We start from the raw sequence: 18,455 nt of genomic DNA, 5'->3' as shown, positions 1-18,455 counted from the left end.
TACTTCGGGCTCTGTCGAGTGGGAGTCTGTAGTGGCTGTGCATGATGACGAGTTCTTCCGGATCGTGGACTCGCTCGTCGACGTGGAACGCGCGAAGGGCGAAAAATTCACGACGTTCAGCGTGCGCGGCAAGCGGTTCGGTTACTACTGGCCGCGAACACAAACTGTCGGCTTGAAGCAGACTTTGTCCGAACAGCAGGCGCTGGTGGCCGAACGCCCGAAGGTCTTCGAGGAACAATTCACCGCGGGCGGATTCGGCTGGGTGGTCGTCTACCTGGCGGGCGTCGAGATCGACGAGCTATCCGAATTGGTCTTCGAGGCGTGGCGCCTATCCGCCCCCGAACAACTCCTCGCCGAGGTGCCGGACTGGAAATAGCCGGCCATCAACGCGCCACAGCCGCATTCCAGCGCGGATCGCGCCCGGTGATAGCCACGATCCGGTCGATGAGTTCGGCGTCCGCGGCAACGTCGTACGCGGTACCCCACAATTCCGGAAGTGGAGCGTTCGGGACAAACCAGGCGACATGCTCGAGGCAGGCCAGCAGCGTCGGGTCGGGCGTGACGACGGGCCGGGCGGTGGCAACGGCGAGATCCCAGCCGTGCACCACCATTTCGGTGAGCGCGATATTCCCCCACACTTCATTCGGCAACTCCAGACTCGCGAACTCCGCGCTCCCCTGCCAAGCTGCCGCGTCGTCCCACACCTGCCCGAGCGTCCGCACCCGCTCGGCAGCCGTGGCCAGTTCGTCGCCGAAACTCACAGCGACGGACTCGGCGCCGGCCACCTGTGGCTCGCCGGTCTCCCCGCCCGCGATCGCCGCGAACCCGCGCGCCACCTCACTGATGTGGTCGATAAGGCCCGCAACGTTGTACTCGGCACACGGGGTCGGGTCCGCCAGCCCGTCCTCGGAAGTACCTATCAGCAACTCGATCATCGTGTGACAGGCCGGTTTCAGATCGATCATGACGTTCCCTCCTCAGGGTCCACACTCTCCAGGCGCGAGGCGCCCACAGCGATATAGACGGCAGCCGCGTCCGGAACTCATCGGAAGACGGTTGCCACAATGTCGTCGGCCGTAAATGTTGTGGTCAGACGGCGAATCAGGTCACCGTAGCCGCCACGGCGTTGCTCGTATGCCCGAGCACGGACATAGCGGTTATGTACGTCGGTACATCGGCCACGATCGGCCATTAGCTGAAATGTTGCTGAATAGCTGCGGGTGGGGATACGCTCATGCGCAATGGGAGGCGGTGGACTTCCCAGGCCGTCGTGGAAGACCGGGAGAATCCGATGGGCATGATGACCGATAGCCACCACGTCGTACGCCGCGGCACCGCACGCGGGATGATCGTTGGAGATACGCTCGCGGGCGATCTGCTGGCGACCAAGGAATTCACCGCCAACGGCACTGCGGTCCGGGTGATGATCGGGCGACCGGAACGGTATGCGACTGGGCGCGCGTGGCGCTGCCAGGTCCGGATCGAACGCGGCACCTCCCGGCTCGAGCAATCCCAGGTTGTCGCGGTCGACGAATCGGCCGTGGTGCGGCAGGCGCTCGACCTGGTCACCTCACGGCTCGGGGTCAGCGAAACCGAATTCTTCGAGGGCGCCACGCTCGGCCCAGGTGTCGCAGCAGCGACGGGTCAGCCACGGCGCGGCTGACACCCATTTATCCGCAGCGTCATCGGGACTGTCGATCACGCACGCTCGCGTCGCCTCGAGGCACGGCGGTAACCGCGCGCAACGCCTCACGAACCAACTCGACATAGGCGTCGGGGTCGGGCACGGCCGCGCGGTCGGCGTGCACCGAGATCGTGACGGTGTCGCCGAGGCCGTGCACCCCATGGGTCAGGTTCATTACCGCGCCGATGGCCGGGAACCCCGCGGTGAACAGGACTCGGCCACCGCCGAAGGTCAGGTCGGCCGGGCCACGGTCCACGCTGGAGACCACCGTGTGTCCCGCAATCGAGTCGGGGACGGTGTCGATCGGGTAGCGGTCCACGTCACGGCGCAGTAATGGGGCCGCAATGACGGCTGTCACCAGGTCCCGCGCCGCCAGCAGCGGATGCTCGGCGCGGACTCGGCCAGCGGCGAGCGCCGCCGCGATCTTGTCCGCGCGCACGGTCAGATCCGGTTCGTCGATGAATAGGTCGACGCCGAGGTTGCGGTAGTTATTGCGAACCCCGGACGACGTACCGGTTATCGCCATCGGCACCTGGGCAGCGAGGCGGTCCACGGGTTCGCCGCGCGACTCCAGATAACGTGCCAGTGCCTGCGAAATCGCCGTCAGCACAACAACTGTCACCGTCCGGCCGGTACCGCGCAGCTGTCGGGCATCGCACACGATCATGCGGGCCGCATGGTCCGCCCGTCCCGCGAGTAGCGGCCGGTTCACTGCGCTCGGCATACAGCCGGGTCCGGGTGCGGGCAGTCGACCGGTCGAGGTCAATTCGGCAAGTTGCTGTTGCGCCCGGTAGGCACCGTAGCCGCGCACGACCGTCCGCACCACCTGTATCGGCGTCCGCAGCAGACCGGATACCGAATCCGTGATTGCCGAGAGCGAGGTAGCCGCACTCGGCCGCAGCGCCGAGCCATTATCAGGCGGACGGGTCATATCGGACTCCGCGAACAACGTTCGAGCAATCCGAGCGGCACCCCGCCCGTCAGCCAGGGCATGCGACATCTGGAGCACCACCACCAGCGCCGGCGCCGCGTCGGGCAATTGCCCCGGTACGCCGCGTACTCCGCGAAAAATATGCACTCGCCACGGCCGCACAGTCGCGTCCACTCCCGTACCGAGGAGTTTGCCGAGACCATCCAACACGCCCGGCCAATTCGCCTCCGACAAAGCGTGTTCCAGGAATTGCTCGGCGACGAATTCGCAGGGCACCCAGGATGGATAATCCAGATCGCCGGGCACCGCACGCAGCCGAACCCGAAGTTCACTGATCCGCGCGCTACGCCGCTCGACAAGTGCGCGCAGTTCCGCGGTCGGGCTGGCGGAATCGGCAAAGCAATACAGCAGGAACAGATCGTTGTGGGTGCGCCTGGACAGCCAGTACATCATCGCGTCCGATGCGGCCAACGAGCTCACCCGCTCGACAATATCGGCCGCCTTCCGAACCCGTGATCGCGACGCCCCGATCCAGCGAATGATCTTGTTCGGCAACGGTGCTCGACGAACCTATCGATTCCGCCCAGATCCTCTGCTACCTTCTGTAGTAGGGGAAAGTATCGCTCACCCAAAGGGTGCGGGGTGTTAATTATGGCTGGTCAGGTTGGTCGCAAGCTCAGCGCACAGGCCGATTCCGCGGATGAGCGATACCGGGCGGCGGCCTTCGTCAAACGTTCGATCAACAAAGTCTTCCCGACGCACTGGTCGTTCCTGCTCGGCGAGATCGCGCTCTACAGCTTCATCATCCTGGTGCTGTCGGGCGTGTACCTCACCCTATTTTTCGACCCGTCGATGGCCGAGGTCGTCTACAACGGCTCCTACCAGCCATTACGCGGCGTCACCATGTCACGTGCCTACGAGACCGCGCTGAACATCTCCTTCGAGGTGCGCGGCGGTCTGTTCGTCCGTCAGGTGCACCATTGGGCCGCACTGCTCTTCGCCGCTTCGATCATCGTGCACCTGTTCCGCGTCTTCTTCACCGGCGCGTTCCGCAAGCCGCGCGAGGCGAACTGGGTGATCGGAACGCTGCTGCTGATCCTGGCGATGTTCGAGGGGTATTTCGGCTACTCCCTGCCCGATGACCTACTGTCGGGCACCGGCCTGCGTGCCGCGTTCTCCTCGATCATGCTCGGGCTCCCGGTCATCGGCACCTGGATGCACTGGCTGGTCTACGGCGGCGACTATCCGGGCACGATCATTATCCCGCGGCTGTTCATCGCGCATGTGCTGCTGTTCCCCGGCATCATGCTGGCGCTGATCGCCGCCCATATCGCGTTGGTTTGGTACCAGAAGCACACACAATTCCCCGGTCCCGGCCGCAGCGAAAAGAATGTGGTCGGCGCCCGAATCGTGCCGGTGTTCGCCGCTGACCAGGGCGCGTTTTTCGCATTCACCCTCGGCATCGTCGCGGTCCTGGGCGGTCTGTTGCAGATCAACCCGATATGGAACATGGGGCCATACAACCCGTCTCAGGTGTCGGCGGGCTCGCAACCGGACTTCTACATGATGTGGACCGACGGGATGATGCGCCTGATACCTCCGTGGGAGCTGTATCTCGGACGCTATACGGTGCCCGCGCCGGTGTGGGGTGCGCTGATCATGGGACTGGTGTTCTCGCTGCTTATCAGCTACCCCTGGATCGAACGACGCCTGACCAAGGACTACGTCGGCCATAACCTGCTGCAACGGCCGCGCGACGTGCCGGTGCGCACCGCGATCGGCGCCATGGTGATCGCCTTTTACGTGGTGCTGACGCTGTCGTGCGTCAATGACATCCTGGCGCTGAAGTTCAACATCTCACTGAATGCGACAACATGGGCCGGGCGGATCGGAATTCTGACCTTGCCCCCGCTGGCCTACTTCATCGCCTATCGGATGTGCCTCGGCCTGCAGCGCAGCGATCGTGCGGTGTTGGAACACGGCGTGGAAACCGGTGTGATCAGGCAATTGCCGCATGGCGAATACATCGAAATCCACCAGCCGCTCGGCCCGGTCGACGAGCACGGGCATCCGATTCCACTGGAATATCAGGGGGCACCGGTTCCACGGAAGATGAGCAAGCTAGGTGCCGCAGGAAAACCCGGCACGGGCAGCTTTTTCCGCGCCGATCCCCGGCAGGAGTCCGAACGCAATCTGGCAACCGAGCACGACGAAGAGCACAAACAACTCGCGGTGCTGCGCCAGGTTCAAGACCAGGAACAGACCATCGCGCACAGCGGCGACGGATCACGCGACCACTAATCGCCCGCGAAAGGCGGTGGGCACGAATTGTGCTCTGAACAGCGCGAAGGCCCCAAGTCCTTTTCGACCCGGGGCCCATGCTGGCCGGCTTACACGCAACTGTGGTTCAGTCGCGTCAGAACTCCCCCGCCGCAACTCTTCTTAGGAATTCATCCCACCGACCCGGCGCGAAGGCCAGCACCGGACCATATCCGTTATTCTTGGTATCGCGAACCGCCACTTTGCCGTCGACAAGAAATGCGACTTCCACGCAGTTCCCGTCGGGACCACTGTGTGTGCTCTTACGCCACACAGCGTCCGTGAAATCAACCTCCACGGCACTAGCTCCTTTGCTGCGTCGAGAACGAGAATTCTTCTGACATCGTTCTAACTAGCACCGGCACTCGGCGGTAACGCCGAATCCCGTGGTGCGCCCAGTGGTAACGCGCCACTTTCACATAGCTTGTGATCACACTGCGCTGCGAGGTGGAATACACCCACGGGGTTGCCCCCGCTGGCTAAAGACTAGCAGGTTCATCGACCATTTGCCGATCTCTTGCTCACGCGACCATCGCATTTGCCAATCTTGCGAAGATGAAATGTTGCGGAGACATTGCCAGTCATTGATTTTCTTTCGGACAACGCGTGCCAGGTTAACTTTCGTGTCGATGTGATAACTCCGTGATCCGTCACTTAATCGCCTCCGAAACCCCTCGCCTCGACAGGCTCGCGCCACCCCGTGGATCATGGGGCCATGGTCGAACGCCCACGCGACGAGGCAGGTCGCGCCCGCAATCCCCGCCCACGCGATAGATTCGGACGCCCACTACCGGTCGGTAGCCCCGGCGTACCGCGTATTCCCGATGACCTGAATCTGCCGCCCCAGCAAACTCTTTCCTACGCCCAGCAACTGCTGGATGAAGGCTTGGCGTTCAACGCACACGAGGTATTGGAGGCCGCATGGAAGAACGGGCCGTTCGCCGAGCGGATGCTGTGGCAAGGTCTCGCGCAATATGCGGTCGCTCTGACGCACATCCAACGCGGCAACCCCAAGGGTGCGCGCACGCTGCTCACTCGAGCGATCACCCGGCTGACCGACTACCAATCGGACGATAGCCGCGAAACGGATATCGCATTCCCCTACGAAATCGACGGCCCCGGCTTGATCGCCCACGCGAAGTCACTGCTCGCGGAGCTCGATTCAGCAACAGCGATCTCCGCACAACGACTCCGGCCGTATCTGCGGGCCCAGCCATGATCGACGCGCGGATCGGGTCCGATGCGGTAGGCGCGGGCAGATACGCGCCGAGCCCATCGGGTGACCTCCACCTGGGCAATCTCCGCACCGCCCTGCTGGCCTGGCTGTTCGCCCGCTCGACGGGGCGGCGCTTCCTGATGCGGATCGACGACCTGGATCGGGTGCGTCCCGGCGCCGAGCCGCGACAGCTGGCGGATCTGGCCGCCATCGGACTGGACTGGGATGGCCCGGTAGTGCGGCAATCCGAGCGGCTCGCGCTCTACCGAGCAGCGATCGATCGATTGACCACTGCCGGGCGCACCTATGAGTGTTATTGCACCAGAAGAGAAATACAGCAGTCCGCCACCGCGCCGCATGGACCGATGGGCGCCTACCCCGGTACCTGCCGCACCCTGTCCGAGGCCGCGCGCGCCGAACACCGAGCCAACGGCCGGCCCGCCGCGCTGCGCCTGCGCGCGACGGAAACAGACTTCGAGATCGTCGATGAGCTGCACGGACGGTTCCGGGGCCAGGTAGACGACGTCGTGCTACGCCGTGGCGACGGCATTCCCGCCTACAACCTGGCTGTCGTGGTGGACGATGCCGCCCAAGGCATCGAGCAGGTGGTGCGTGGCGATGACCTGCTGCCCTCCACGCCCCGGCAGGCATACCTCGCGTCGCTGCTCGAGCTGCCGGTTCCGCAATATGCCCATGTACCACTGGTATTGAACGTAGAAGGCAAGCGGTTGGCCAAACGCGATGGTGCCGTGACCCTCGCTGACCAGGCCGTCCTCGGCAACTCTCCCGAGCGAGTCGCCGCCGCACTGGCCTGCTCCCTCGGCTATCCGCCGGTGTCGCCAACCGAGCTTCTCGACGTTTTCGCGCCAACCGGTCTGCCCCGAGAACCATGGGTCCTCGACCGGAATGGGTTGTTGCAACGCACCCGTTGTCCGTAACGTACGGACTCGACCGATCTTCAGATCACTGACTAGGACTCAATATGACAAGCGGTGGGTACGACCCCAACCAGTATCCCCAGGGCGGACAACAGTTCCCGCAGGGCGGACAGCAGTATCCGCAAGGCGGCCAGCAGTATCCCCAGGGCCAGCCGCCGCAGGATCAATATGGCCAGCAGCAGCAGCCGCCCCAATACGGACAACAGCCGCAATACGGGCAGCCGCAGGACCCCTACGCCCAGCAGCCGCCGCAGTACGGGCAGCCGCCGCAGTACGGACAGCCGCAGGACCCCTACGGCCAGCAACACCCCCATCAGCCCTACGGCGGGCAGCCCGGTTACGGCGGCGGGCAGCCCGGCTATGGCGGACAACCCGGCGATGTGGGGACCCGCATCGGTGCCCGTGTCATCGATCACCTGATCGTCGGCATCCCGGTCTACATTGTCATTACGCTCTTCTTCGGCCTCAACAGCTTCGCGGGTTCGGCCGTCAACGGCATCGTGGCCGCTCTCGCGCTGATCGGCTACTTCGTGGCCATGGAGACCAGCCAGGGCACGACCCTCGGCAAGAAGCTGGTCGGGCTCAAGGTGCTCGCGCCTGGTGGTGCGCCGAAGCTGCAGCCAGAGGCCTCACTCAAGCGCAACATCTACATCTTGGCGATGATCATCCCGTGCGTCGGACCGCTGGTCGCGCTCGGTCTGGCCATCTACATCATCGTTACGACCTCGCAGGACCCGAACAAGCAGGGCTGGCACGATAAGTTCGCCGGCGGCACCGCGGTCGTGAAGAGCTGATATTCCGGCACCTGATCACCACACAACAGGGGCGCACCCGAATCGGGTGCGCCCCTGTTGTTTTCGACCTACGAAGCTACGCGCTGCTGGCGATCACGAGGATGAGCCAGAGCACCGAAAGCACGACGAGGCCGACGCCGATCCAGATGCCCGCCAACGCCATACCCCGGCCGTCCTGACCGGACTGCTTGATCTGATTCAGCGCGACGACCCCAAGGATGATCCCGACGATCGCCCCGACACCGCAGGTAACAAATCCGGCCAGCGACGAAACCAGCGCGCCGATGGCCATACCGCTGGTGCCCTGCGGCTGAGGATATCCGTAGGGCTGGTAGGCGTTCGGGTAGGCCGGGTTGGGGTAGCCCGCATTGGGGTAGGCGGGATTCGGCGGCTGCGGATATGGCTGCGGCTGCGCTGGCTGCTGCGGCTGGTAGTTCGGATACTGCGGCGGCGTCATCTGCGGGACAGCCTGCTGCGGGACAGGCTGCTGTGGGACAGGCTGCTGTGGGTACTGCGGAGCCGACGGATATCCGGACGGTTGGGCGGTCGGGTATTGCGGCACCGAACTGGGCGTGCCAGATTCCGCCGACACACCTTCGCCGCCGTACTGCTTCCACCACTCGTCGGAATCGCCGGGATTCGTCATTGCTACAGCCTAATGGGTGCCGCCGGAGACGGTCCGCCCGAAGCATGGCCCGCGCGAAAGCGAGGCAGCCGAGCCCACGGCAACCTGGTTGGATGAAGCGCGTGAGTGAGTCGTATAAAACCGAAGAACACGAAAAGTCTGGGCGCCCCGCGTCGGACCATGCGGCATTCGCCCAGGTCGCGCGGGGGTACTACACACCGGTCGTGGCGTTGTTCACCGCAACGCTGATCATCTCGAACATCTGCGCTACCAAGGGCGTTCAATACTTCGCCGACCATTCGGTGCGGCTTGGGCCGTTGGAGATCCTGCCGATCACCACCGACGGCGCTTGGTTCCTCTTCCCCCTCGCCTACATCATCGGCGACGTGCTCAGCGAGGTATACGGCTTCCGCGCCGCCCGCCGGGCCATCTACTACGGGTTCGCCATCCTGCTGGTGACTGTGCTGTGTTTCACCATCGCCATCGGACTGCCCGCCGCGAGCTTCTACGAAAACCAGGACGCGTTCCGAACCGTCATCGGCACCACCCCGCAATTGGTCGCCGCCGGACTGATCGGCTACTTCGTTGGCGAGATGCTGAATTCGGCGACGCTGGTGCTGATCAAGGAACGGACCAAGGAGAAGCATCTGTGGGCCCGGCTGATCGGTTCCACAGTGATCGGCGAATTCGGTGACACCCTGATCTTCTGCTCGATCGCCGCCACCGCCATCGGCATCGACAGCTGGGAACAATTCGTGAATTACGTAATCGTCGGCTTCATTTGGAAGACGTTGGCCGAGATCATCGTGCTACCCATCACCTACCGGGTGATCGCCTTCTTGAAGAAGCACGAGCCGAGCTACGAACCGCGCGAAGTCCCGGCCCTGCGAGCCTAGGACGGGGTGCTGATCCGCCCCTGCCAGCGGCCCAGCGTTTCGCTCTTGTACTCGTCGAAGTAGCCGCCCTCGATACTCTCGCGGATGCGATCGACGAGCCGAATCGTGTAGCGCTCGTTGTGGATTGTGCACAGTGTCGCGGCGAGCATCTCCTTGGCCTTGAACAGGTGATGGATGTAGGCCCGGGTGTAGTGCGCGCAGGTGTAGCAGTCGCAAGTGTCGTCGATGGGCGTGAAGTCGCGACGGAAACGGGCAGTGTTGATATTGAATCGGCCCTCCGCGACATAGATCGCGGCATTGCGCGCCACCCGCGACGGATTCACGCAGTCGAAGGTATCCGCGCCGTTCTCCACGGCGGTGAAGATGTCTTCCGGCTCGCTGATGCCGAGCATGTGCCGCGGCTTGTCTTCGGGCAGCTCGTCACAGCACCAGCCGACAATCGCGCCGAGGTTCTGTTTCTCCAGCGCACCACCGATGCCGTAGCCGTCGAAACCCGTTCCGGCACTGCCACGTATCGATTCTAGTTCGCGACATGCCTTGCGGCGCAGGTCCTCGTATTGCGCGCCCTGGATCACGGCGAACAGCGCCTGGTACGGGCGGTGGGTACGCGCCGTGGTCAGCCGCTCGTGTTCATCGATACAGCGCTGTGCCCATTCGTGGGTGCGCTGTAGCGACTTCTCTTGGTAGCCACGGGTATTGAGCAGGGTGGTCAGCTCGTCGAAGGCGAACATGATGTCCGCGCCGAGTTGGTGCTGGATGCCCATCGACACCTCCGGGGTGAACCGGTGCTTCGATCCGTCGAGGTGCGAACGGAAAGTTACGCCGTCATCGTCGACGGTCGCCAAGCGCTCCTTGCCCTTGGCGATCACATCGTCGCTGCGGACCTCGACCGCTTCCATCGCCAGCACCTTCTTGAACCCAACGCCGAGCGACATCACCTGGAATCCACCGCTGTCGGTGAAGGTCGGGCCGTCCCAGTTCATGAACCTACCGAGTCCGCCCGCCTCGTCCACGATGTCCGAACCGGGCTGCAGGTAGAGGTGATAGGCGTTGGCCAGCAATGCCTGCGCGCCGATCTCTTTCATCGTCTCCGGTAGCACCGCCTTCACGGTCGCCTTGGTGCCGACCGGGATGAACGCGGGCGTCGCGATCGCGCCATGTGGTGTGCTGATCACACCCGACCGACCGTGCCGCTCATTATCGAGGCGGCTGTTGACGGTGAAAGAGAAGGACTCGGGTATGGACACGCTGCCATCCTCTCAGGCGAGCGTGGGTGATCGACGCCGCCCACCACCCAGCCCGACCTGCGCGTCCATCCTGCTCGCGCTGATCCCATCGCACCCGTGATCCGGGCAGTGCGACACCTCTCCCAACCACCGACACGGCACCGGGCCCGACACCTCTGTCCGCGATACCCGAGTCCGGCATCGAGGCGCGGAGAGGCCGGGTCCTAAGCGTCAGCGGCCGCTGCGGCGAACTGCGCGTTGTACAAGCGGTAGTAGTCGCCGCGCTCCTGCAGTAGTCGTTCATGGGTGCCGTGTTCGACGATCCGGCCCGCCTCCATGACGACAATCAGATCGGCGTCGCGAATGGTGGACAAGCGATGCGCGATGACGAAGCTGGTGCGATCGCGGCGCAACGCGGCCGTCGCGTGTTGAACCAGCAGCTCGGTGCGGGTGTCGACCGAACTGGTCGCCTCGTCGAGCACCAGGATCGACGGCTTCGCCAGAAACGCGCGGGCAATGGTGATGAGCTGCTTCTCCCCCGCGCTCACTCCGGAACCCTCGTCATCGATGATGGTGTCGTAACCTGCGGGTAGCGCGTGCACGAAGCGGTCCACGTAGGCGGCTCGGGCGGCGGCGATGATGTCCTGTTCGCTCGCGTTCGGATTCCCGTAGGCGATGTTCTCCCGGATGGTGCCCTTGAACAGCCAGGTGTCCTGTAGGACCATGCCGATCCGCGAGCGAAGATGATCGCGGGTGATCTCGGTGATGTCGACATCGTCGATGGTGATAGTGCCCGCGTCCAGCTCGTAGAACCGCATTAGCAGGTTCACCAGCGTGGTCTTGCCCGCGCCGGTCGGGCCGACGATTGCCACCACGTGCCCCGGCTCGGCTATCAGCGACAACCGCTCGATGATCGGGGTCTCGGGCTCATAGCGGAACGAGACCGCCTCGAATTCGACTCGGCCACGGTCGACCGGACGCACGTTCTCCATGACCGGATCCGGCGACTGCTCCTCGGCATCGAGGATCTCGAAGATCCGTTCGGCCGAAGCCACACCGGATTGCAGCAGGTTGGCCATCGCGCCGATCTGGGTCAACGGCTGGCTGAACTGCCGGGAGTACTGGATGAATGCCTGCACCTCACCGAGGGAGATATGCCCCGTCGCGACCCGCAGCCCACCGACCAAAGCGACAAGCACGAAGTTCACGTTCCCCAGGAACATGATGGCGGGCATGATCAGGCCGGAGATGAACTGCGCCTTGAAGCTGGCCTCATAGAGCTCGTTGTTCCGCTTGTCGAATTCCTTGCCGACCTCGCGATTGCGGCCGAACGCGGTGACGATCTCGTGGCCGGTGAACGCCTCCTCGACCTGGGCGTTCACCAGGCCCGTGTATTTCCACTGGTTCACGAAGTGCGGCTTGGAGCGTTTGGCGATCTGCGCGGTGACCACGACCGCGGCCGGGACGGTGAGCAGCGCGATCACCGCGAGCAACGGCGAGATCCAGAACATCATGATCAGGATGCCGAGCACCGAGAAAACCGAGGTCAGCAGCTGGCTCATGGTCTGCTGCAGGCTTTGGGAGACATTGTCGACGTCGTTGGTGACCCGGCTGAGGACATCACCGCGCGGCGCGGCGTCGAAGTAGCTCAACGGCAGCCGATGCAGTTTGTCCTCGACATCGCTGCGCAGGCGCTTGACCGTGCGGTTGATGACGAGGTTGAGCAGGATGCCCTGTAACCAGCCGAACACCGCCGCACCTATATACAGCACCAGCACCAGCATCAGCACCCGGCCGACGGCATCGAAATCGACCCCGGCGCCCGGTGTGACATCCATGGCACCGAGCATCTCGGCCAAGGTGTTGTCGCCCTCGGCCCGCAGCGCCTCGATCGCCTGATCCTTGCTGAACTCCGCGGGCAGTTGTTTGCCGACAACGCCATCGAAAACGAGATTGGTCGCCTTGCCGAGGATGTAGGGCCCAAGGGTGTTCAACACCACGGCCGTTATCACCAGCACGAGGATCAGTACGACCGACACCCGCTCCGGCGCGAGCCTGCGCAACAGTCGCTTCAACGACGGCGCGAACGACTTCGCCTTCGCATCCGGCGCACCAGGAGTAGCTGCTCCGGGTCTCATCGCACCTCCTGCGTTCTGCGGGACACCCGCACCCGGTCGGCCACGATGAGCGCTACGCGATCATGTCTCATCGCACCTCCAGCGTCCTTGCGGGACACCCGCACCCGGTCGGCCACGATGAGCGCTACGCGATCATGTCTCATCGCACCTCCTCCGCACTGAGCTGCGACGCGACGATTTCCTGGTACTCGGGACAGTCACGCATCAACTGTTCATGGGTGCCGACTCCGGCCATCGCGCCGTCCTCGAGCACTACGATCTGATCCGCGTCACGGATGGTGGAAATCCGTTGTGCCACAATGATTACCGACGATTCCCTGGTTTCCGGCCGGAGCGCGGCGCGCAGTCTGGCATCGGTGGCGACGTCAAGGGCGGAGAACGAATCGTCGAACAGGTAGATGCGCGGGCGTTTCACCAGCGCCCTTGCGATGGCGAGGCGCTGACGCTGTCCACCCGACACAGTCGTCCCGCCCTGGGCGACCGGGGCATCGAGTTCCTTTGGCATATCCCGCACGAAGTCCGCGGCCTGCGCGATTTCCAGGGCACGCCAAATATCCTCGTCGGTGGCATCGGGGTTGCCGTAGCGCAGATTGCTCGCGATCGTCCCGGAGAACAGGTACGCCTTCTGCGGTATCAGACCGATCTGCGCCCGTAGCAGTTCGAGGTCGATGTGGCGGACATCGGTTCCGCCGATGTAAACCGCGCCGTCGGTGACATCGATGAGCCGGGGAATCAGATTCAGCAGCGTGGTCTTACCGGCACCGGTGGATCCGACGATCGCCGTGGTCGTACCCGGTTCTACTTGGAATCGGATGGCGCGCAACACGGGTTTCTCCGCGCCGGGGAACGCGAATTCGGCGAAGGCGATGTCGACCGTTCCCGGATCACCCTTGAACGACTGCGGCAGCTTCGGTGCGACCACCGATGTCTCGGTTTCGAGCACCTCGCCGATCCGGTCGGCGGAGACCGCCGCGCGCGGCGCCATCATGGCCAGGAACGATGCCATCATCACAGCCATCAGAATCTGCATGATGTAGGACAGCATCGCGGTGAGCGAACCGATCTGCATGCTGCCCTGGTCGATCGCGTGCCCGCCGAACCAGATCACCGCTACGGCGGTGACATTGCTGATCAGCATGACCAGCGGGAACATCAGTGCCGCCAGCCTGCCCACGCGCAGCGCGGTGTCGGTGAGTTCGGTGTTCGCGACACCGAAACGCCACGTTTCCTGCCGTTCCCGCACGAATGCGCGCACCACCCTGATGCCGGTGATCTGCTCGCGCAGCACCCGGTTGACCGCGTCGATCTTGGCCTGCATGGCGCGGAAACCCGGCACCATCTTGACGACGATGAAGCCCATCGAGATGGCCAGCGCGGGCACCGCGATCAGCAATAGCCACGACAGACCGAGGTCTTCGCGCAGCGCCATGAAGATGCCACCGACACACATGATCGGCGCCATCACCAGGATGGTCGCCGACATCACGATGAGCAGCTGAACCTGCTGAACATCGTTGGTATTCCTGGTGATCAGCGACGGCGCGCCGAACGTGCCGACCTCGCGTGCGGAGAAGGTGCCCACCCGGTGCAGCACCGCGCCGCGCAGATCACGCCCGGCCCCCATGGCGGCCTGGGCGGCCAGGTAGACCGATGACGCGGACGCGACGATCTGCACACCCGTCACCGCCAACATCCGCAGACCCGTGCTCCAGATATAGCCGATATCGCCCTTGGTGACGCCGCCGTCGATCAGATCGGCGTTCAAGCTCGGCAGGTACAACATCGCGATGACCGAAATCAGCTGCAAGACAACGACCCCCGCCAGTTGCGCCCGGTAGGGGTACAGATAGGTCCGTAACAGTCTGATCAGCATGGTGATCCGCAGGCTACCGGCAAGCGGTGACAACCGTCGTGCGGATTATTGACCGGCACGGATGCCTCCGATCTGCGGGTTTCTGCGGGTCCATGCACCGGGATCCTCGGTGAGCGCCTCGACGAAACCGGGAAGCCGATCCTGGGCGACGTCCTCGATGGATACATTCTCCAGCACCGCGCGGATATTCACGCGCAGCGCGATCCACACCCGCTGTAGCGGTTGCGCCGCACCCGGATACTTCACGTCCTCGGGCCGCTGTCCACGTACGGAAGCCAGCGGGCCCTCGATTGCCCTGATGACATCAGCGACGGAGATCTCGGCCGCCGGGCGGGCCAGCCAGTAGCCGCCGTCGGGCCCGCGCCTGCTGGTGACCAGATCGGCGCGGCGCAGCTCGGCGAGCACGGTTTCCAGCACCTTGGGCGGGATGGCCTGGGCGGAGGCGATCGCATCCGCTTTCACCACGGCCGCGGCCGTGATCACCGGCACGCCGGTGACCCCCGCCTGACCCACCCGCGGCGCACGGGCGATCTCGAGCAGGGTCCGCACCGCGTAATCGACCCTCGCGGTGATATGCACAGCAGCGACCCCCTGAGCTATCGGATGACCAGTTCGAACCTACGCGGTTCCGCAGGCCGTCAGTACACATGTCGCCGCGTCGAGCAGGGTCGTTTCAACAACGGCGTCGGTGGCCCCTGGCACGAACTCTTGGGAAAGCAGCGCCACCCCGAGCACTTCCAGCGCCGCACTCGCACGCAGCCTCTTCTCGTCGGTCGGGTCAGGGCCGGCCAGCCAACTGCGCAAGCGGTCGTTCGAATCCATCAGATCGGGGTATCTGTCGGCCATCGCATTGATGATCGCCACGCTGTCGCGCACCAACAGAGCACCGGCGCTGCGGTGGCGGATCATGCCGTGCAGATAATCGCGCAGCACCGCGCGGACGCCATCGGCATCATGCGGAACCGCAACGATGTCCTCGACCACCGCACGCATGTGATCGACGATCGGATCAATGATCGCGACAAGCAGATCGAGCTTCGAGGCGTAGTGATAGTAGAGCGACGCCTTTGTGATCCCTACCGCATCTGCGACCTCGCGCAGGCTCGTTTGCTCGAATCCTTTGGCTGCGAACAGCTTCAGCGCGGCATCTCGAATCGCGATCTTAGTGCCCCCACCTGCGACGACGGTGCCAGGTGTGTCACGGACATGCATGGGATGATCCTCTCATCACTGCTGCGCTCAGCTAACTTTGCCATCCAAATTGAGGTTGGACCTCCGCTTAGACTCTCGGTAGTCTACCTACCGCACGGTAGGCAGAGTGAGTCAATGGAAGCGGGGCACAGCGCACCCCCGCGAGTGCTGTCTACGGGCCGCGAACCAGCACGTCCCCCCAGTCATCGCTAGGAGAATCTCTCGTGTCCGTTTATCTATATAGATGGGGAAAGTTCGCTTTCCGCCGGAAATGGATAGTGCTTCCGGTCTGGCTCATCCTCTTCCTGCTCCTCGGCGGCCTCGGCGCGCAGCTCAAGGAGCCGATGAGCAACGACTTCAGCATGCCGGCGCTGCCGTCGGCCCGCGCCAACGACATCCTCGACAAACACTTCCCCGGCGCGTCGGACGCCTTCAAGTTCGACGCCGTGACCGGAACCTATGTCATCGCGGCCCCCGACGGGCAGAAGCTGACCGACCCGGCGAACCGTGCCGCTCTGGACGCGTTCATTGCCAAACTCGGCCAGCTCGACATCGTCGACCACAGCAAGCCGGTCATGAACCCGGTCGAAGCCGCCGACAAAATGGGCTGCCTGACCAATCCCGACCCCTCGCAGTGCAGCGGCGCCCCGCTCAACGTACTCGGGAAGACCGACCCCGATTCGGTCGCCTTCATGAGCGTGCCGTTCACCATCAAGAAGTTCACCGACGTCACCGATGAGCAGCGCAAAGCGGCCTATGACGTGGCCAGCGACGCGCGCAATGCGGGGCTCGACGTCGAGATGAGCGGCTCGATCGCGATGACGAGCGCGGTCCCGAGCGGGAAATCAGAAATGATCGGCATGGCGGTGGCACTGGTCGTCATGATCGTCGCGTTCGGTGCGATCGTCGCCGCGTTTGTGCCGATCATCACCGCGATCGTCGGCCTCGGTGCGGCCACCTCGCTGATTTTCCTCGGCACCTCGGTGATCGAGGTGCCCAGCTTCACAACCTTCCTCGCCTCGATGATCGGCATCGCGCTATCGATCGACTACGCGCTGTTCATCGTCTCCCGCTACAAACACGAACTGGCAGTACAGGATTCACCGGAAGAAGCGGCCGGCACCGCAACCGGCACCGCCGGCTCCGCGGTGGTCTTCGCGGGTCTCACCGTGATCATCGCGCTGGCCGGACTGAGCATCGTCGGTGTCGAGTTCCTGACCTTCATGGGTCTGGGTGGCGCGATCGCGGCGGCATTCGCGGTACTCACCGCGATCACGCTGATGCCCGCAATACTCGGCGCATTCGGGCGATTCCTGTTCAAACCGAAGCTGCCACTCATCGCCAAGCACGACCCCGAGGACGACAACTCGATCACGGTCGGCATGCGTGTCGGCCGGCTGATCGGCAAGGCACCCGCGGTGGCGCTACTGCTCAGCGTGGTTGTGCTCGGTGCGCTCGCCGCGCCCGCCGCGGGCCTGAACCTCGGCCTGCCCGGTGACGACAGCCAGCCGAAGACCTCCACCATCCGCAAGGCGTACGAGTTGCGGACCGATGGCTTCGGCGAGGGCAGCAATGGCGTGCTGAACATCGCCGCGGATCTCACCAATGTGCCCGCCGATCAGCGCGAGCCCGCGGTCGCGGCGTTGCGTAGCAAGCTCGAGTCGTATTCGGGCATGGATTACGTCACGACACCGAAGTGGAGCGGCGACGACAAGGCGGGCGCGCTGCTGGATGGTGTACCGAAATCAGGCCCGAACAACCAGGACACAAAAGACCTGGTCATCGACGCCCGCGACGCCGAAGCGCAGCTGAAGTCCGAATTCGGCATCGAATACGGCATCACTGGCACCACGGCCATTTACGCGGATGTCGACCATGTGTTGCTCGGCAAGATCGTGCCCTACCTCGCGATCGTCGCCGGCGCCGCATTCCTGCTGCTGATCCTGGTGTTCCGCTCGATCCTGGTGCCGCTGACCGCGGCCGTCGGATTCCTGCTTTCCATGGCGGCCACCTTCGGTGCCACGGTACTGATCTTCCAGGAGGGCAAGTTCGGGCTGATCGACGATCCGCACCCGATCATCAGCTTCCTGCCGATCATGCTGATCGGACTGGTCTTCGGTCTGGCCATGGACTACCAGGTATTCCTGGTGACGCGCATGCGCGAGGAGTTCGTGCACGGCAAATCGGCGACCGAAGCGATGGTAAGCGGCTATCACCACGGTGCCCGCGTGGTGACCGCCGCGGCGATCATCATGATCTCGGTATTCGGTTCGTTCCTGCTCGAATCCGACCCCACCGCGAAATCGTTCGGCTTCGCACTGGCAGTGGGTGTGCTGCTTGACGCGTTCATCGTCCGGATGATCCTGATTCCGTCGCTGCTGGTCCTGATGGGCAAGTGGTCCTGGTGGATGCCGGAGTGGCTGGACCGGATCCTGCCGGATATCGATATCGAGGGCACCAAGCTGCGTGCGTTGCAGCAGAAGGCTGTCGATCTCGACAAGGAGCCGGTCACCGTCGGCTGATCGACACGTAGCAAATAGGCACTCGGCCCCGCACCTTTTCATGGTGCGGGGCCGAGTGCTTTTGCCCCGGTTCTTGATCTTGGGTGCGCTCGGCAGCAGACT

At 63.9% G+C, this 18,455-nt stretch carries 18 protein-coding genes; 8 read left to right on the top strand and 10 right to left on the bottom strand.

Going from position 1 to position 18,455, the window contains the following annotated elements:
- Positions 1-31 precede the first annotated feature (31 nt).
- Entirely contained in the window at positions 32-376 is a 345-nt protein-coding gene (locus tag LKE06_RS08150; protein ID WP_227998001.1) for an MmcQ/YjbR family DNA-binding protein, read from the top strand.
- Between the two features lie 7 nt (positions 377-383).
- On the opposite strand, the gene LKE06_RS08145 is transcribed toward LKE06_RS08150, so the two are convergent.
- On the bottom strand, positions 384-965 hold the full coding sequence (locus LKE06_RS08145) for a TIGR03086 family metal-binding protein (RefSeq protein WP_227998000.1): 582 nt from the start codon (positions 963-965) through the stop codon (positions 384-386).
- A gap of 269 nt (positions 966-1,234) precedes the next feature.
- Between LKE06_RS08145 and LKE06_RS08140 the strand changes: the two genes are divergently transcribed.
- On the top strand, positions 1,235-1,663 hold the full coding sequence (locus LKE06_RS08140) for a hypothetical protein (protein WP_227997999.1): 429 nt from the start codon (positions 1,235-1,237) through the stop codon (positions 1,661-1,663).
- Positions 1,664-1,682: 19 nt separating this feature from the next.
- Here LKE06_RS08140 and LKE06_RS08135 read toward each other — a convergent pair whose 3' ends face one another.
- Positions 1,683-3,095 (bottom strand): wax ester/triacylglycerol synthase domain-containing protein, encoded by a 1,413-nt coding sequence (locus tag LKE06_RS08135; RefSeq protein ID WP_227997998.1) that lies wholly within the window; start codon positions 3,093-3,095, stop codon positions 1,683-1,685.
- Positions 3,096-3,266: 171 nt separating this feature from the next.
- On the opposite strand from LKE06_RS08135, the gene qcrB reads away from it, so the two are divergent.
- Entirely contained in the window at positions 3,267-4,916 is a 1,650-nt protein-coding gene (gene qcrB / locus LKE06_RS08130) for a cytochrome bc1 complex cytochrome b subunit (protein ID WP_227997997.1), read from the top strand.
- A 115-nt stretch (positions 4,917-5,031) separates the two neighbouring features.
- Here qcrB and LKE06_RS08125 read toward each other — a convergent pair whose 3' ends face one another.
- A complete protein-coding gene (locus LKE06_RS08125) occupies positions 5,032-5,232 on the bottom strand; it encodes a DUF397 domain-containing protein (protein WP_227997996.1) in 201 nt (66 codons plus the stop codon).
- 417 nt (positions 5,233-5,649) lie between these two features.
- On the opposite strand from LKE06_RS08125, the gene LKE06_RS08120 reads away from it, so the two are divergent.
- From LKE06_RS08120 to LKE06_RS08110, 3 genes are read left to right on the top strand one after another with little or no spacing between them, the layout of a single operon-like run.
- Entirely contained in the window at positions 5,650-6,153 is a 504-nt protein-coding gene (locus LKE06_RS08120) for a DUF309 domain-containing protein (protein ID WP_227997995.1), read from the top strand.
- Positions 6,150-7,088 carry a tRNA glutamyl-Q(34) synthetase GluQRS gene (gene gluQRS, locus LKE06_RS08115; protein ID WP_227997994.1) on the top strand — a complete coding sequence of 313 codons (939 nt, stop codon included), beginning with the start codon at positions 6,150-6,152 and terminating at the stop codon, positions 7,086-7,088. Before LKE06_RS08120 ends, gluQRS begins: the two co-directional genes overlap by 4 nt.
- A 44-nt stretch (positions 7,089-7,132) precedes the next feature.
- Positions 7,133-7,882, top strand: coding sequence for an RDD family protein (locus LKE06_RS08110; RefSeq protein ID WP_227997993.1), 750 nt, complete (start codon positions 7,133-7,135; stop codon positions 7,880-7,882).
- Between the two features lie 76 nt (positions 7,883-7,958).
- On the opposite strand, the gene LKE06_RS08105 is transcribed toward LKE06_RS08110, so the two are convergent.
- On the bottom strand, positions 7,959-8,528 hold the full coding sequence (locus LKE06_RS08105) for a DUF4190 domain-containing protein (protein WP_227997992.1): 570 nt from the start codon (positions 8,526-8,528) through the stop codon (positions 7,959-7,961).
- Positions 8,529-8,620: 92 nt separating this feature from the next.
- On the opposite strand from LKE06_RS08105, the gene LKE06_RS08100 reads away from it, so the two are divergent.
- Positions 8,621-9,403: a queuosine precursor transporter gene (locus LKE06_RS08100; protein ID WP_227997991.1), complete on the top strand. Its 783-nt coding sequence runs from the start codon at positions 8,621-8,623 to the stop codon at positions 9,401-9,403.
- Here LKE06_RS08100 and tgt read toward each other — a convergent pair.
- From tgt to LKE06_RS08070, 6 genes are all read right to left on the bottom strand, one after another.
- Positions 9,400-10,650, bottom strand: coding sequence for a tRNA guanosine(34) transglycosylase Tgt (tgt, locus tag LKE06_RS08095; RefSeq protein WP_227997990.1), 1,251 nt, complete (start codon positions 10,648-10,650; stop codon positions 9,400-9,402). The genes LKE06_RS08100 and tgt overlap by 4 nt on opposite strands.
- Before the next feature lie 203 nt (positions 10,651-10,853).
- On the bottom strand, positions 10,854-12,767 hold the full coding sequence (locus tag LKE06_RS08090) for an ABC transporter ATP-binding protein (protein WP_227997989.1): 1,914 nt from the start codon (positions 12,765-12,767) through the stop codon (positions 10,854-10,856).
- Positions 12,764-12,910: a hypothetical protein gene (locus tag LKE06_RS08085; protein ID WP_227997988.1), complete on the bottom strand. Its 147-nt coding sequence runs from the start codon at positions 12,908-12,910 to the stop codon at positions 12,764-12,766. Before LKE06_RS08085 ends, LKE06_RS08090 begins: the two co-directional genes overlap by 4 nt.
- Positions 12,907-14,640 (bottom strand): ABC transporter ATP-binding protein, encoded by a 1,734-nt coding sequence (locus tag LKE06_RS08080; protein ID WP_227997987.1) that lies wholly within the window; start codon positions 14,638-14,640, stop codon positions 12,907-12,909. Before LKE06_RS08080 ends, LKE06_RS08085 begins: the two co-directional genes overlap by 4 nt.
- Before the next feature lie 45 nt (positions 14,641-14,685).
- Positions 14,686-15,219 carry an RrF2 family transcriptional regulator gene (locus LKE06_RS08075; RefSeq protein WP_227997986.1) on the bottom strand — a complete coding sequence of 178 codons (534 nt, stop codon included), beginning with the start codon at positions 15,217-15,219 and terminating at the stop codon, positions 14,686-14,688.
- Between the two features lie 39 nt (positions 15,220-15,258).
- Positions 15,259-15,852, bottom strand: coding sequence for a TetR/AcrR family transcriptional regulator (locus tag LKE06_RS08070; protein WP_227997985.1), 594 nt, complete (start codon positions 15,850-15,852; stop codon positions 15,259-15,261).
- A gap of 203 nt (positions 15,853-16,055) precedes the next feature.
- Here LKE06_RS08070 and LKE06_RS08065 point away from each other — a divergent pair, with 203 nt between their 5' ends.
- A complete protein-coding gene (locus tag LKE06_RS08065; protein WP_227997984.1) occupies positions 16,056-18,353 on the top strand; it encodes an MMPL family transporter in 2,298 nt (765 codons plus the stop codon).
- Positions 18,354-18,455: the final 102 nt, after the last annotated feature.

The sequence above is a fragment of the Nocardia australiensis genome, from assembly GCF_020733705.1.
Taxonomy (GTDB): Bacteria; Actinomycetota; Actinomycetes; order Mycobacteriales; family Mycobacteriaceae; genus Nocardia; species Nocardia australiensis.
This window is presented reverse-complemented; position numbering and strand designations above follow the sequence as displayed.

Excerpts from the sequence above, each read along its gene's own strand:
- LKE06_RS08145 (WP_227998000.1), bottom strand. The coding sequence starts at position 965 with ATGATCGATCTGAAACCGGCCTGTCACACGATGATCGAGTTGCTGATA.
- LKE06_RS08140 (WP_227997999.1), top strand. The coding sequence starts at position 1,235 with ATGCGCAATGGGAGGCGGTGGACTTCCCAGGCCGTCGTGGAAGACCGG.
- qcrB (WP_227997997.1), top strand. The coding sequence starts at position 3,267 with ATGGCTGGTCAGGTTGGTCGCAAGCTCAGCGCACAGGCCGATTCCGCG.
- LKE06_RS08120 (WP_227997995.1), top strand. The coding sequence starts at position 5,650 with ATGGTCGAACGCCCACGCGACGAGGCAGGTCGCGCCCGCAATCCCCGC.
- gluQRS (WP_227997994.1), top strand. The coding sequence starts at position 6,150 with ATGATCGACGCGCGGATCGGGTCCGATGCGGTAGGCGCGGGCAGATAC.
- LKE06_RS08110 (WP_227997993.1), top strand. The coding sequence starts at position 7,133 with ATGACAAGCGGTGGGTACGACCCCAACCAGTATCCCCAGGGCGGACAA.
- LKE06_RS08105 (WP_227997992.1), bottom strand. The coding sequence starts at position 8,528 with ATGACGAATCCCGGCGATTCCGACGAGTGGTGGAAGCAGTACGGCGGC.
- LKE06_RS08100 (WP_227997991.1), top strand. The coding sequence starts at position 8,621 with ATGAAGCGCGTGAGTGAGTCGTATAAAACCGAAGAACACGAAAAGTCT.
- LKE06_RS08090 (WP_227997989.1), bottom strand. The coding sequence starts at position 12,767 with ATGAGACCCGGAGCAGCTACTCCTGGTGCGCCGGATGCGAAGGCGAAG.
- LKE06_RS08085 (WP_227997988.1), bottom strand. The coding sequence starts at position 12,910 with ATGAGACATGATCGCGTAGCGCTCATCGTGGCCGACCGGGTGCGGGTG.
- LKE06_RS08080 (WP_227997987.1), bottom strand. The coding sequence starts at position 14,640 with ATGCTGATCAGACTGTTACGGACCTATCTGTACCCCTACCGGGCGCAA.
- LKE06_RS08070 (WP_227997985.1), bottom strand. The coding sequence starts at position 15,852 with ATGCATGTCCGTGACACACCTGGCACCGTCGTCGCAGGTGGGGGCACT.